The 14,685-nt window shown below is 56.5% G+C and carries 9 protein-coding genes; 5 read left to right on the top strand and 4 right to left on the bottom strand.

All coding sequences use genetic code 11. The features are described 5' to 3' along the window. Positions 1–91 precede the first annotated feature (91 nt). Positions 92–1,312, bottom strand: coding sequence for an MFS transporter (locus tag ACE6ED_RS19855; protein WP_410829033.1), 1,221 nt, complete (start codon positions 1,310–1,312; stop codon positions 92–94). 132 nt (positions 1,313–1,444) lie between these two features. On the opposite strand from ACE6ED_RS19855, the gene mobA reads away from it, so the two are divergent. Then, positions 1,445–2,182 carry a molybdenum cofactor guanylyltransferase gene (gene mobA, locus ACE6ED_RS19850; protein ID WP_410829031.1) on the top strand — a complete coding sequence of 246 codons (738 nt, stop codon included), beginning with the start codon at positions 1,445–1,447 and terminating at the stop codon, positions 2,180–2,182. 50 nt (positions 2,183–2,232) lie between these two features. Here mobA and ACE6ED_RS19845 read toward each other — a convergent pair whose 3' ends face one another. Continuing rightward, a complete protein-coding gene (locus ACE6ED_RS19845) occupies positions 2,233–3,768 on the bottom strand; it encodes an aminotransferase-like domain-containing protein (protein WP_410829029.1) in 1,536 nt (511 codons plus the stop codon). A gap of 194 nt (positions 3,769–3,962) precedes the next feature. Here ACE6ED_RS19845 and ACE6ED_RS19840 point away from each other — a divergent pair, with 194 nt between their 5' ends. From ACE6ED_RS19840 to ACE6ED_RS19830, 3 genes are all read left to right on the top strand, one after another. After that, positions 3,963–4,577, top strand: coding sequence for a LysE/ArgO family amino acid transporter (locus tag ACE6ED_RS19840; protein WP_410829028.1), 615 nt, complete (start codon positions 3,963–3,965; stop codon positions 4,575–4,577). A 411-nt stretch (positions 4,578–4,988) separates the two neighbouring features. Continuing rightward, positions 4,989–5,684 carry a TorD/DmsD family molecular chaperone gene (locus ACE6ED_RS19835; RefSeq protein ID WP_410829026.1) on the top strand — a complete coding sequence of 232 codons (696 nt, stop codon included), beginning with the start codon at positions 4,989–4,991 and terminating at the stop codon, positions 5,682–5,684. Positions 5,685–6,061: 377 nt separating this feature from the next. Continuing rightward, positions 6,062–7,693 carry a gluconokinase gene (locus ACE6ED_RS19830; protein WP_410829024.1) on the top strand — a complete coding sequence of 544 codons (1,632 nt, stop codon included), beginning with the start codon at positions 6,062–6,064 and terminating at the stop codon, positions 7,691–7,693. 234 nt (positions 7,694–7,927) lie between these two features. Here ACE6ED_RS19830 and ACE6ED_RS19825 read toward each other — a convergent pair whose 3' ends face one another. Together ACE6ED_RS19825 and ACE6ED_RS19820 are read right to left on the bottom strand one after the other, a co-directional pair. Continuing rightward, positions 7,928–11,251: an efflux RND transporter permease subunit gene (locus ACE6ED_RS19825; protein ID WP_410829022.1), complete on the bottom strand. Its 3,324-nt coding sequence runs from the start codon at positions 11,249–11,251 to the stop codon at positions 7,928–7,930. Positions 11,252–11,344: 93 nt separating this feature from the next. Further along, positions 11,345–12,235 carry a TetR/AcrR family transcriptional regulator gene (locus ACE6ED_RS19820; RefSeq protein WP_410829020.1) on the bottom strand — a complete coding sequence of 297 codons (891 nt, stop codon included), beginning with the start codon at positions 12,233–12,235 and terminating at the stop codon, positions 11,345–11,347. Positions 12,236–12,464: 229 nt separating this feature from the next. Between ACE6ED_RS19820 and cls the strand changes: the two genes are divergently transcribed. After that, positions 12,465–13,973 carry a cardiolipin synthase gene (gene cls / locus ACE6ED_RS19815; RefSeq protein ID WP_410829019.1) on the top strand — a complete coding sequence of 503 codons (1,509 nt, stop codon included), beginning with the start codon at positions 12,465–12,467 and terminating at the stop codon, positions 13,971–13,973. Positions 13,974–14,685: the final 712 nt, after the last annotated feature.

Genomic DNA, 14,685 nt, shown 5'->3' with positions numbered 1-14,685 from the left:
GCTGTAGATTGGGGGCCGTCAGCAGGCACCCGCGATAAGCAAACAGGCTTGACCCCTAGCGGGTCAAGCCTGTTTTTGCCTGGTCGAAGAGTTAAGGTTCCATTTCGTCATGTTCGCTTGGTTCGCTTGAAGGATGGTAACCGCCGCGGACAACGAACAGCCACATGAACCCGAAGCCAAGCGACCCCATGAAGGAGAGAAACACGCCGAACTTATACATGCTTTGCGCGCCCAGGTTCTGGAACAGCCACCCGCCGAGCAGACCGCCCACAATGCCCGCGATGCCGCTCCAGGTCAGCGTATACAACGCTTGTCCCGAAGAACGGTATTGACGGGGAACGAACAGCATCGTAAGCTGGGTACCCACGTAAAAATAACCGCCGAACGTCAGGCTGTGCAGCACCTGAATCAGCGCCACCTGAAGCGGACTGGTCGCTTCCGACATCAGCCACCAGCGGAGGGCGAACAGCAGGCTGACCAGCCCGAGCCAGCCGACCATCACTGAGATTTTGCGCCGCAGCAGCCGGTCGCAGAGCAGAAATACCGCCGCTTCCAAAATGGACGACAGGAAGACCGCGAGGCCAATCATTTCCTTCGAGCCGCCCATGTCGCTGATATAAAGCGTCATAAAAGTGCTGTTCATCGCGTTCGGAACGGCCACAAGAATGCCGAAAAAAATAAAGCAGAGGAACAGCGGGTTCATAATAATCGAGCCAAATCCCTTAAAAGGCGCGGGCGCCGTTCCTACCCCATGCTGCGGCTTCGGCAGAAGAAGCAGCGCGGAAATCGTGAGCGCCAGCAGCACAGTGAACAGATAGGGCAGCGCGGGGATTCCCAGCCGCCCGATCAGCGGCCCGGCCGCGATGGCGGTAAATGCCCAGCCGAGCGAACCCCAAAGCCGGAACGAGCCGAACCGGTGTGCGGTCCCGTCGATATAACCCAAAATCATCGTGTTGCTCTGGGCGAACAGCGGTGTCTGAAAGAAAAAAAACAACAGCATCGTAATATAAATCATCTCAAAGGAACCTGCCCGAAAGACGAGCTGGGAAAAAATCAGCGTTCCGATCAGCATAAAAAGCATAACCTTGCGGATATTCTGCGACCGGTCGGCCCAGATGCCCCAAAACGGATTGGCAAACAAAGAGACAAAGGGGCCGATCGACATCAGCGTCCCGATCTCCAGCTTGTTCATCCCGACATCCTGCAGGTATAGTTGAAAGAAGCTGGTGAAGATTACAATGGTGCCGTAAATAAAGAAGTTAAACCATTTCAGCGAGGTGTAGGTTGGCTGTTTCTCCGTATAGTCCTGCAAAATGGGTATTCCCCCCCAAAAATATGCCTAAACCGGCTGCAGGGCCGGTCCAATAATTGAACGCTTTCCTTCACTGTAACACGTGTTGAAAAGGGATACAAACTCCCATCGTCAAAAAAAGGGGGCGAAGAGATGAACATTACAGGAATTATTTTGGCTGGAGGCCAGTCCCGGAGGATGGGACGGGATAAGGCGCTGCTTGAAATCGGGGGTGTTCCGGTCGTGTCGAGAGTGGCCGCGGAGCTCTCCCGGGTGGCCGGGCGGATCGCCGTTATCTCTTCCCGGGAAGAGGATTACCGGTTTCTTGGTGTTCCGGTCATTCCCGATCCTGAAGCGTTTGCGGGGAGGGGACCGCTTGCCGGCATCCGCGCCGGCCTGGCCTGGGCGGGCACCGAATGGTGTGTGGTCTGCGCCTGCGATCTGCCGTTTGCTTCGGCGGAGACCATCCGCGTTCTGCTCAAGGCTGTTGCGGCGGATGAAGATTGGAGGGGGAGGGCTGCAGCATCTTCCAACAAAGCTTTCGGAAAAGCTATCGGACAAGCCTCTGAGCAAATCCCCCCTATGCTGCCTTCCGTACTGGCAGCCATTCCCGTCGCGCCCGGCGGGCGGGCCCAGCCGCTGCTGGCTGTATACCACCGGTCGCTGCTCCCCAGTATTGACGCGGAGCTGGAGGCCGGCCGCTCCAGAGTGATGGGCTGGCTGGAACAGGTGCCGGCGGTTTATGTGCCGCTGGAAGAAGCCGCAGGATCTCGTCATGGCGCTGGCGACCCTCTGCTTAACATGAACAGCCCGGAGGACTATGAACGGGCCCGGCTGCTGTCCGGCGGGCAGGAGAACGGGAAAAACAGTCCGCCGGAAGGCAACGGCTAGAGGTGCGGGGCGACCCGCCGCAGACCCGGCGTTAGGAGGCGGCTGTTGTTTCACCCGCCGTGCTTTTGGTTCAGCCGCCGGATCAGGGAAGCAAGCGCGGGCAATCCCCGCTGCATTTCCGCAGCGGATGCATAAGCGTAAGATAACCGCAGGTGCCGGCCGTCTCCCCGTTCATATAAATCCCCGGTGTTCAGCAGCAGCCCCTCCCTAAGCGCTTCGTTAAACAATTTTGCTGGCGGGAGCGGTCTGCGCAGGGTAAGCCAGATATAAAATCCCCCGCCTGGACGGTTCCAGTCGGCCAGTTCCCTAAAATGAGTGTTCAGCAGGCTCAGGCAGCTTTCCCTTCTTGCCCGCAGCTGCCCGCGGAGCGTGCTGCAGTGACGCTCGTGGTGCCCGTCTTCCAGCCATTTTGCCGCTACAAGCTGGGAGAGGGAAGCCGCGCCGTAATCCGCCTGCATTTTAATATCCGCCAGCCGCCGGACTACGGGTTCTGGCCCCGCCACCCATCCGATTCGCAACCCGGGACTAACGGCCTTGGACAGACTGCCGAGATAAAGAACACGCCCTTCCGTATCCATAGCTTTGATTGGAGGAGGGGATGGAGCGTCCAGCCACAAATCGTGATACGCTCCGTCCTCCAGAATCGGCAGACCGGTTCGTGCCGCTGTCTCAATCAATCTCCGCCGTCTCTCCGCATCCATCAGTGTACCGGTCGGATTGTGAAAAGAAGGAATGGTATACAGCATCGCTGCGCGGCTATCCCGGCAGCGGCGTTCCGCCTCTTCGGGCAGCAATCCTCCCTCGTCCATAGAAAGACCTGAAAATTTAATGCCCGCCGATTGGAACGCATGAATGGAGTACAGGTAGGAGGGTTTCTCAACCAGTACAGTAGAGTTCCGCGGCAGCAGTCCAAGCGCCACAAGCTGCAGTCCCTGAATCGCCCCCGACACAACCAGAATGCCGCCGGGTGAGACATGGACGCCTCTATCCCGCAAATAAGCGCTAAGCGCCGTCCGCAGACGAAGATTTCCCAACGGTTCTTCATACGACAGGGAAAGCGGCTGTTGGGACAGCTCCGACAAAATGCTCTGCAGCGCCTGCTGCGGAAGCAGTTCCGGAGCGGGCTCCCCTGTGCCGAGCCGGATCAAACCTTCCTCGAACTCCAGCCGGTTGATCGCCTGAACCGCGGGAAGGTTCGGGTAATGGCTGCCTTCCTCAACGTAGTCATTCCAGGTTCGGGGAGAAAATGGCGTCTGCTCCCGATCCGCTAAGGCAACCCGTGTTCCTCCGCCCCGGTTCCCCTGCACGAGACCTTCCGCGGCAAGCCGGCCGAGCGCGGTAACTACCGTGCTGCGGTTTACGCCCAGACGGGCGGCCAGTTCACGCTGGGAAGGCAGCCGCGTGCCCGGCGGCCATTCTCCGTTAACGATTTTCCCGCGCAGCTCCTGGTAGATTTGCATGTACAGGAGAGCGGCGGAATCACTGGCTCCGCTGCCTGGCCGCTCCGGCTCGCTGGGTATTTCGGGGAGCAGGGGCGGCTCCCTTCCATCGTTTTTTTTCGGATAGGCATCGGAATTCACATTCATTTCCCTGCTTTCTTAGGCCCGGTACTCGGCATGATTTACCGGTTATTATATCACGATGCGTGGAAGGGAAACCGGGAGCGGCGTTTGGTTGGTTGGATGGGCGGCCATTTGGATGGTTACAGCTGAAGCGGAGTGAGGGTATGATCGTATCCGCGGCTGTTTAGAAAATCATACAAAAAGGAGGGGGACCTGCATTGTTGGAGGCTGTTTTGCATGGCGTTATCTTGGCGTTTGGTCTGATTTTGCCCCTTGGCGTACAAAATATTTTTGTGTTTAACCAGGGGGCGCTGCAGCGCAGATTTACCGGGGCGGTTCCGGTGATTGTGACCGCCGCGCTGTGCGACACCCTGCTTATATTCGCGGCGGTCGGCGGCGTATCGCTGGTGGTGCTGTCCGTCTCTTGGGTGAGCACGGTTATTTATACGGCGGGTTTCTTTTTTCTGGCTTATATGGGGTGGCAGATTTGGACGTCGGTGCCTAAAGCCGAAGGGCCGCAGGCACTTCCGGTGAGCAGGCAAATTGGTTATGCCATCTCCGTATCGCTGTTGAACCCGCACGCGCTGCTGGATACGGTTGGGGTAATCGGCACCAGTTCACTGAAGTACCCGGTTGGAGAACGCTGGGCTTTTGCTGCAGCTGCGGCTGCCGTCTCCTGGCTCTGGTTCGCCGGACTGGCTGGAGCCGGCCGGCTGGCGGGACGAGCCGATCCCGGCGGAAAAGCCCTGCGGCTGCTAAACCGCGTCTCGGCGCTGATCGTATGGGGATTAGCCGGATGGATGGGGATAGAAGGGCTGCAGCGGTACCTGTAATGCCGGTGATAAGACAATAAATATGGAATAGGCAAGTCACACTTCTCCAATAATGGAAGTATGGAGGGAGTGGCTTGTTTGCATTTTTGACGAACCGCAATAAGCTTCGTTGGACGAATAAGACATGTAAACGCATTAAATATGGCATAAATGCGACAAATCAAGCGAAAGGACATAAAATGCTCACCAAAAGCGTTTTCAAGAACCGATATAATAAAAGTGTAGATACACGATCCCCCTAAATTCGTGTGTCGGGTATATAGAAGGGGCCATGTTCACCAGTGAATGGCGGAGATGGCCCATCCGAATCACTTTGCGATCACACTCATTTAGCGGACAGAATACCCGGGCTGACCTGCCGCAAACCTTGCGGACACAGCCTTTGAGGTGAAACCAAGGAGGAAATTACAAATGACCATGCCTACTGTTCCCGCCCTTGTCGTCCCGGAAGCGTTCAGCCGCTGGCTGGAATGCCGCGGTCTTATATATCAGCTGTTAACTGATTTTCTTGGAGGCAAGCCGAAGCTGTCGCTTGTTGCCCAGTGGAGCCAGAGCAGCAACATCGGCGTCGCCGCCGAGATGACGGCCGGAGGCCGTGAACTGAAACGTTATTTGTGCAGCCAGAAACCGGAGGATATCCCCGGGATCTGCAAGCGGGAGACCGCCGAATATGAAAGACTGATGCAGGGCGGCGGTGCCCGCGCGTTTGTCCCTCGTGAAGCGGCGAGCCTTGGGCGGGAGAAGGAATTCTGCAACGTTCTGTCGGACGTGTATGCTTCGGCTGGCATCGTATTCAAGAAATGCGGCACGGAAGCCGACGACCATATTGCTATCGAGCTGGAATTTATGGCCGTGCTGCACGAACGGATGCTGTACAACAGCTATACGGTGCGAAGCGCGATGGAACTGCTGGAGATTCAGGAGAAATTCCTGCAAGAGCACCTGCTCCGGTGGGTGCCTGAGTTCTGCCGCATGCTGAACGGTGCTACCGAAAGCCCGCTGTATTTGGGGTTATCCCACATGCTTGAAGAATTCCTTCCATACGATTTAAGCATGCTCCAGGCTTGGAAATCGTCGCTGGAGAGCAGCGCTGCCTCAATGCTGTAGAGAGAAAGAACCGCTGCATCATAGATGTGCCGGTCACCGATTGACCACAGGATACCTGCGTAGTAGAGCGGGTATCTTTTTTTTGTCCTTGCTGCGGGTATAGTTTTGTCTTGTGGGCGAAGGGTATAAGGGGAGATTGCAGCTGCTGCAGAAAAAAGCGATAGGGGGGCCGGCTGCTTGAAACCAGGAGTGTGCCGGTTAATGATGATTACGTCTGCGGCCAGACGGACGTATGAAAGAACCGGTTGCCTGAAGAAGGGCTTCCGTTTCGGCGGGAGCTAACTTTTAGGAACGGCTTCCGTTTGTATGCGGAAAGGCTGGTTTTCGGGAACGGCATCGGCCTGTGTATAATGGTATCAATGAAAGGAGGAGGGCGTGTGGGCTTTTTTATCGGATTGGATATCGGTACAACAAGCACCAAAGTGTTTATCTATGATGAACAGGGAGGAATCCGGGGCGGCGGCAAAGCCGGGTATTCGCTTCTTGTTCCGGAACCCGGCAGAGCCGAGCAGCGGCCGGAGGATATTCTCGCCGCGGTGGTGGAGGCTTTTCGCAAAGCAATGCAGGACGGCGGAGTAAAGTCTTCCGAGATCGAGGCGGTGGGCGTAAGCGCCGCAATGCACAGCTTGATGGCGGTCGACCGGGACGGCCAGCCGCTGACTTCGCTGCTGACCTGGGCGGACAACCGGAGCGCGCCGCAGATCGCCGAACTGAAGCAAAAAGGGCTCGACCGGGAGCTGTATGCGCTGACCGGCACACCGGTACATCCGATGTCGCCGCTCGGCAAACTGATCTGGTGGAAGGAACAGCAGCCTGGGCTGTTTACGGAGCCGGTCCGTTTTATCTCGATCAAGGAGTATGTATTACATGAATTTTTTGGCGTCTATGCACTCGATACATCGGTGGCTTCGGCGACGGGGCTATTACATATCTCGGGCAAAGACTGGTGTCCCGAAGCGTTGGAGCTGGCGGGTGTGCGCAGAGAATCGCTTGGCGAACTAATGCCGGTAACGGCGGTGCTGCGGGGCATGAAGCCGGAGATGGCCGAAGCCTGCGGCCTCTCTGCCGATACCCCGTGGGTGGTTGGCGCAAGCGACGGCGCGCTGGCTAACATCGGGTCGGGCGCGGCGGGATTAGAGCGGACAGCGGTAACCATCGGCACCAGCGGCGCGGTGCGGCGGTTCGTCTCCCGGCCGCTCACGGATCCTGAAGGCAGAACCTTTTGTTATGCGTTCGACAGCGACCGCTGGCTGATTGGCGGACCAACCAACAACGGCGGTATGGCCCTCCGGTGGTTCACCGAAAAATTTGTGGAAGCCGATGAAGCGGCCGAGACCCGCCGTCCCGAGGGGCCTCCCGCCGGAAGAGGCCGGAGGCAGTACAGAGACCGGCTGCGTGTACCGGGGCCGGGCAAACGGGCATTAACTACGATCGACAAAAACAACAAACTCCAGGAATTGATCCGTATGGCCATGAATGTACCGCCGGGCGCGGACGGTCTGTTGTTCCTGCCCTATTTAAGCGGGGAACGGGCGCCTTATTGGAATTCGGACGCAAGAGGGGTATTTGCCGGTGCGGCTCTGCACCACGGACGTCCGCATTTTGCACGGGCGGTGCTTGAAGGCGTGCTGTACGCGGTGAACAGCGTTGCCGAAGTGCTCAGCGAGCTGGCCGGACCAACCGGCAGCCTGCTCGCATCGGGCGGATTCGCCGGTTCCCCGGAGTGGACGGCACTGCTGGCTGACATCGCGGATGTCAACGTGGAGGTGCCGGACACCTACGAAGCTTCGGCTTACGGGGCGGCGGTTATGGCGATGGTAGGAATGGGGGCATTGCGTTCTCCGCAGGATGCCCCGCTTAAAGCGGAGCTGCTGCGCGTCCATCGTCCCGAGCCTGCCCGCGCCGCCGTCTACGGGGAAATGTACGGACTGTTTAAGGAGCTGTACGGCAGAATGGAGCCCGTATTTCCGGCTTTAGCCGCTATTCAGTCCCGATCGGCGGACAAGTAAGCGGTTTGTAAATCCGCGTTATCGGCTGAACTTAAGAAGCACAGGTAACGGAGCTGCTGCAGCGGCGGATTGGAGCTTGCGGCCCGCTGTTATATTTGGGGCTGACCTATAATACAAAGGAGCCGTCCAGGTGGACGGCTCCTTCTCTATACAGCTTCCTTGCTAAACTCTAAATAGTTGCCCTGCTGCACTCTTATCAAGAGCACCTTATTGAAATTTGAACTTGAACCCCTCTTACTCCTCCACCCGTTTGCGGCGGAACTTCATCAGGAACTCATAAACTACAGGCACAACCACCAGCGTAAGCAGAGTGGAACTGATGAGGCCGCCGATAACGGTCACGCCCAGACCTTTGGAGATGATGCCTGCACTGCTCTCCAGGCCGGTTACGAGCGGCAGAAGCGCGCCAATGGTCGCCAGCGCCGTCATCAAAATCGGCCGCAGACGGGTCGCTCCGGCTTCCAGCAGCGCTTCCCGTGTCGATAATCCTTCGTTTTCCTTGTGGATTACACGGTCGATCAAAACGATGGCGTTGGTAACGACGATCCCGATCAGCATCAGAAGCCCCATCAGCGCCGAAACGTTCAGCGTCTCGCCCGCAAGCAGCAGGGCGACGAGTGCGCCGATGGCGATAAACGGCAGCGAGAACAGGATGGCAAATGGCGCAAGGCCGCCGCCGAACGTAACGACGAGAACAAAATACACGATCGCCACAGCGGCGCCCATTGCGATGAACAGCTGTCCGAAGGTCTCGTTAATCTGCTCGGTCACGCCGCCAAAAGTGACGGTTACGCCGTCCGGCAGATCCATGGCCTCCACCTGGTCGCGGATGCCGGCCGAAGCACTGTTGATATCACTGGACAAAATTTCAGCAGTTACACTAACCGTCATTTTGCCGTCCATTCTGGTAATGGAGTCCGGCGTGGTTCCCTGCTCGACCTTCGCCACTTCGCCAATCGGCACTTCCATGCCCAGCGGCGAAGTCAGGGTTGCCTGTTCCATCTCTTCAATGCTCTTATACGTCTGGGTGTCCGCTTCGATGTAGACATTGTAATTCTTGCCGTCCACCGCAACTTCAGTCAGCACGGGACGCGTGCCGGCAGGAGCCAGCTTCATGGCGATTTGCCCCGCGGTTAAGCCCAGGCTGCTGAGCTTTTGCTGGTCCGCGACAATCGTATACTGCTGATAGGATTCGGAAATGCTGGTTTCTCCGTCTTGGAACGCTTCGGGTTCCGCTTCGACAAAACCGAGAATTTGATCGGCTACGGGTTTGATCTGCTCCAGCGAGTCGCCGAACACATTTACGGTCAGCGTGCTGCCGCCCATGCCTCCGCCCATCATGGCGGACATGTCACCCCAGGTCCCGTCCGGAACCGTCTCGGTCAAGCCTTCAACCAGCTGCTCCTTAACTGTTTCAAAATCAGGCGTATCCGGATCATATTCCACATAGAACAGGCCGGAGCTGCCGCCGCCGCCCATGCCCATCGGACCGCTGCCGCCGATGGAATACTGCATGTTTTTGACATGGGATTGAGCCAAAATATATTTTTCAGCCTGCAAGCCCAGTTCTCCAACGTCTTCGAAGGTCTGGCCTGCATTCGGCGTGAAGGTGAGCGTGACGTTTTTCTCTTCCTGCTCGGGAAGGAAGCTGACGCCAATCGGTTTGATCAGGAATAGGCTTCCCGCCAGCAAAAGGATGGCGGCGCCAAATGTAATCAGTTTGTGCGAAAGACACCAGTTCAAAATGCGCTGATATCCGCCGGCGAGACGGCCGGGTTTTTCCGCATCCGTATGGCCTTTTTTCAGTCCGTTGCGGAACAGCGAATGCGCAAGCGCCGGCACAAGCGTGATCGCGACCAGCAGGGAAGCCAGCAGCGCAAACACCATCGTCAAAGCAAACGGCAGGAACAGCTCGCCGACCATACCGCTTACGAAGGCCAGCGGCAGGAATACCGCGATGGTAACGATCGTCGAAGACAGGATCGGCACAAACATTTCCCGCGTTGCGGCGCTGATCAGTTCTTTGCCTTTCAGCTTTTCGCCCCTCAGCGACATCCGCCGGTAAATATTTTCGATTACGACAATCGAGTCGTCGACCACCCGGCCGATCGCGACGGTCATCGCGCCCAGCGTCATCATGTTCAGCGTGATATCCATCTGGCGCAGCGCCAGAACGGCGATGAGCAGGGACAGCGGAATCGAGATAATCGAGATGATAGTCGAACGGATGTTACGCAGGAACAAAAGAATGATAATAACTGCAAACAAGGCGCCGAATACGGCTTTGGACAACATCGTATGCACGGAATCTTCAATCGGCTTGCCTTGGTCAAGCATAACCGTCAGTTCCAGCCCGTCATACTGCTTGGCCAGAGATTCGGCTTCGTCCTTGACGGCGTTGACGACTTCAACTGTGTTGGCGTCGTTGGCTTTGACAATCTGCACGCTGATCGATTCTTTGCCGTTGGTACGGGAGATGGACTCCGCCTTCCCGTTGAACTCGATTGCGGCAACCTCGCTCAGTTTCACGGTCGGCAGACCGCCCGCGGCCGCCTGGCCGCCTGCACCTGCTGCGCCGCCCGCATTCGCGCCAGCATTGCCCGCGGCAGCGCTGCTTCCAGCGCCTGCGCCTGGAGTACTGGCAGTGCCAGCACCGCCGCCAGCCGCTCCGGCGGCACCCGCCGCACCCGCGCCAGCGGCTCCGGCTGCATCAGGCGCACCCGCGCCCGGCATCGCGCTCATGCCCGCACCGGCACCGCCCGCACCGGCACCTGCACCGCCGCCAGCTGCTCCGGCGGCACCTGCACCGCCCGGCATAACCGGGATGGTGAGATTTTTCAGGTCATCAAGCGTAGTGATATTGCCGTCAACCACAACGGCCTTTTGCGATTTATCCATCTCGAACAATCCAAGCGGCGCCCGCAGCGAAGAGCCTTGGACGATGCCCTTGACGGTGTTCTCGTTGAGTCCGTACTGAGCCAGCTTGGCCTGATCGAATTTCAGCGTTACTTCACTGACGTATTGTCCCGCAACCTGTACGGAGGCAACGCCTTCCAGGTCTTCAAGGGCGGGGCGGATATCGTTTTCGGCAATCCGGGTCAGCTCTTCCAGGTTTTTCGAGTTTGAGTTCGAAAGGCTGAGCGTAAGAACCGGAAGCGAGCTCATACTGAAGCGGGCGATCCGGGGCTTCTGCGCCCCTTCCGGCAGCTCGGCTTCGTTCAGAGCCTCCCGGACGGCAGCTGTAGCGTTGTCCAGGTTGGTGCCGTAATTGAACTCGACGGTTACGTTCGACGCGTTCTCCATCGAAGAGGAAGTGATCGTCTTGACCCCGTCGACGTTGCGGAGGCGCTGTTCAATCGGCTTGCTGACCTCATTGACTACACCCTCCGGTGCTGCACCCGGATAGACGGTCGTGATGTTTAAGAACGGAATGCTGATATTCGGCAGCGTCTCCTGCTTCATCGTCACGCCGCTGTACAGACCGGCGAACACGGTGATGATCGTCAGCAGCCAGATGGCAAATTTGTTTTTGAGCGAGAATTGGATCAGGCTCTTCATAGGTAGGTTTCTGCTCCTTTCATTATGGCGCAAATTACGGTTCACTCTTATCCGGCATGTCTCTGTGTTTTATAAGCTTGCTGCAGGCAGCCTTCACTCCTGAAACCGCACCAGATGCTTAAACTCCGCCAAAAGCGAATCCAGCTCCGGCACCGATTCCAGATTATGAAGCATGCCTGTAATGATGGCTTTCCTCGGGTAAGGGACAAGCAGCTCGCCCTCCAGAATGGAGAGGGATTCGAACGCTTCTTCCACCCGTTTAGACGCCTCCGCCAGTTCGCCCAGCCGGGTCTTCATTTCTTTTACAAGCTGCAGCGGGCTCCGGGGAGATTCCGCAATACTGCCGCCAATCCACCGCTCCAATGCCTGCTTCGATAGCAAAGGAGCCGGGCGGTCCGACAGCAGTCCTGCTGTCACGATGTCCATGTGCTCCACTAGATGATCGGCCATCCGGGATAATGGAATCAGTGCATCGGGATGAAAAAGAAGACGGAGGTAAGAATTAAGCATCCCGTGAACCACCAGCACCAGATCGCCGGTATAAGGGGTGATTCCAGGCCCGTACAGCGCCTTCATCTTGGCTTCAAACCACTGGATCAGGGCACCGTTGGTATCCTTCATCCAGTCAGGCAGCCCCGTCATTCCGCTTTCGGCGGCGTCTTGAATTTGTCGCTTCAAAAACTCCCTCAGCTCATACACATGGTGGAGAAGGATTTCAACCTGATTGCGAAGCTTCTCCCGCTCCGGCTTGTTGTTCTCCTGTTCTTCGCGGACAAGCGGGTCGCGGATTTGAAGAAGGCAATAGAGCTGCAGCTGCTGCACCAGTTCTTCCTTCGATTTGAAATACAAATACAGACTCCCCTTGGACATACCGCACAGTTCGGCAAGCTCCTGCATGGAGGTTGCCGAAGCGCCTTTGACGGCGAACAGCTGCATGGCCGTGGCGAGAATTTGTTGTTTTTTATCCGCTGATTTATCGGCCATACCGGACCGTCCCTCCTTTCTGACCGATCGGTTCTTGAATTGACTCTATAGTCAAACTGATTATAGTACAGTTCCCGGGCGCAATACAAATTTCACTCCAAAAAGGTTACAGTTTTGTCTTAATATCACCGAAACGGGACAGGGGCGTAGGAAGGGACAGGTTTCTGAGGTAATATATTAGGGCAAGGACAACAGAGATTTGAGCAAAGAGAAAGAGACGGGGGAGTCTATGAGAAGAGGGTTGCAGTCGATCATCATTATTGGAGCGCTGCTGGCGTTCTATTATTTTGGCTTTGGATTGTTTGGCCATCTGGGCGGAACGATTCTGAGTATATTTTCCACGCTGACGGTGGTATCGATCGGCCTCGCGATCTTTATGGAGAACCGGAATCCAACCGCCACGGTAGCCTGGATTCTGCTGCTGGCGCTAATTCCGGTAGTCGGCCTCGTTTTTTATTTCCTATTTGGCCAAAATGTGTTCAAACGCCGCAAGTATGATAAAAAAGCGCTGCGCGACCAGATGGCGTACGAACGGATCGAAAACGATGCGCTGCGGATGCATCAGGATTGGTCGGGTTATGACGCGGACCGCCGCAAGCTGCTGGACTTGTCTCAGAAGCTGGCCCGTACGCCGATTTCGTTTACCTCGGAGACACGGATTTTGACCAACGGGGAAGAGACATTCGGGACTCTGCTGCTGGAGCTGCGCCAGGCCGAGCATCATATCCATATGGAATATTATATCTTCCGGGCCGACGATATCGGGACACGCATCCAGCAAATTCTGATTGAAAAGGCGAAGGCGGGGGTCAAAGTCCGGTTTATGTACGACGCGGTGGGCAGCATGCAGCTGTCCAAGTCGTTTTTGCAGGAGATGAGCGATGCGGGCGTGCAGGTGGCGGCCTACGGCAATTCGACTTCGTTTTTTTCCAGCCGGGTCAATTACCGCAATCACCGCAAAATCGTTGTTATCGACGGCGACGTCGGGTTTATGGGCGGACTTAATGTCGGGGACGAATACCTCAGCCGGAACAAAACCTACGGGTTCTGGAGAGATACGCACATGCTGGTGCGGGGGGAGGCCGTCCGGACGATGCAGATTATTTTTCTGCAGGACTGGATGCATACGACCGGGGAAAAAATTCTGGAGCAGGAGTACCTGTCGCCCAAGCTGCGGTATGTCGCGGGAGACGGGGCGGTACAGATTATCGCCAGCGGGCCGGATAACGAGCGCCGGGCGCTGAAAAACATCTTTTTTTCAATGATCACATCGGCCAAGGAATCGGTCTGGCTCGCCACGCCGTATTTCATTCCCGACGAGGATATTCTGACGGCCCTGCGCGTTGCCGCGTTGTCTGGCCTGGACGTCCGGCTGCTGTTCCCGGCGAAGCCCGATAAATGGCTGCCGTTTCTCGCTTCGCACTCCTATTTTCCGGTTATGCTGGAGGCGGGCGTAAAAATTTATGAATACGAAAAAGGTTTTATCCACTCGAAGCTGCTGATTATAGACGGCGAAGTGGGGACGATCGGGACCGCAAATATGGATATGCGGAGCTTCCATCTGAATTTTGAGGTGAACGCGCTGCTCATCCAGACGGAAAGCGTCAAACGGATGGTCGCCGACTTTGAACGCGATTTGCTGTCCGCCAGTTCGATTGAGCATGAGACCTTTATGAACAAAAGGCTGTTCAAACGGTTTATGGAATCGCTGGCCCGGCTGCTGTCTCCGCTGCTGTAGGGCAGGCCGGAGCCGCCGCTGCTTCAGGAGCCTAATAACTCAACTTTCGCAGAGCGAAAATCAGCTAAGCTCCAGACCTGGCGCGGATTTAACCGCATTGAAGTAATCGTCTTGAAAAAATAGAAAAACACCGCATCGCCCGCGGCGAACGCACCGCCCGGCGTGCTATTTTATTTACGGCGCGATGAAGTTAACACCCTACACTGGGCGGTTGCCTTGGCACAACTCATAGAACGGCTGAACGAAATTGCGACTCAGGTTGGGAAGAAATGCTTCACCCTAATTCAATGTCAACTCCAGCACTGGATCTCCGGTTTGCCCAGTGATCTCAAGGCGTATCTGCCGATCTTAGGCTGCTGCCGATCTCAGGCTGCGCCGCCGGTCTCAGGCTGCAAAAGTTGAGTTAATAGAAGCAGTGGCGGACCAAAACTTGATAAACAATGTCTTCGACTGCCGCTGTTGTCGTTGAACGAACTGGAACGAATCCTCCCCAGTGACACACCTGCGGCGGTTTACCACCGAATGCGATACCGAGGTCTTTCCGGACCCAGAGGACGTTATTTCTGAAATTCCTGGGCTTTTGGGTTGCCTTGCGGACTCCAGATCCGTTATTCGTGCCGAAAACATCCAAACGATGGAATTTCCGCGTAAATAAGTGAATCTGAGTCCGTCTCTTGGCTAAAACACGGAAAAATCAGCAGATAAGGTCCTC

The organism is Paenibacillus nanchangensis (assembly GCF_046543445.1).
In the GTDB taxonomy this organism is placed as follows: Bacteria; Bacillota; Bacilli; order Paenibacillales; family Paenibacillaceae; genus Paenibacillus_AQ; species Paenibacillus_AQ nanchangensis.
The sequence above is the reverse complement of the archived record's forward strand: the minus strand, read 5'-3'. Positions and strand labels throughout refer to the sequence as shown.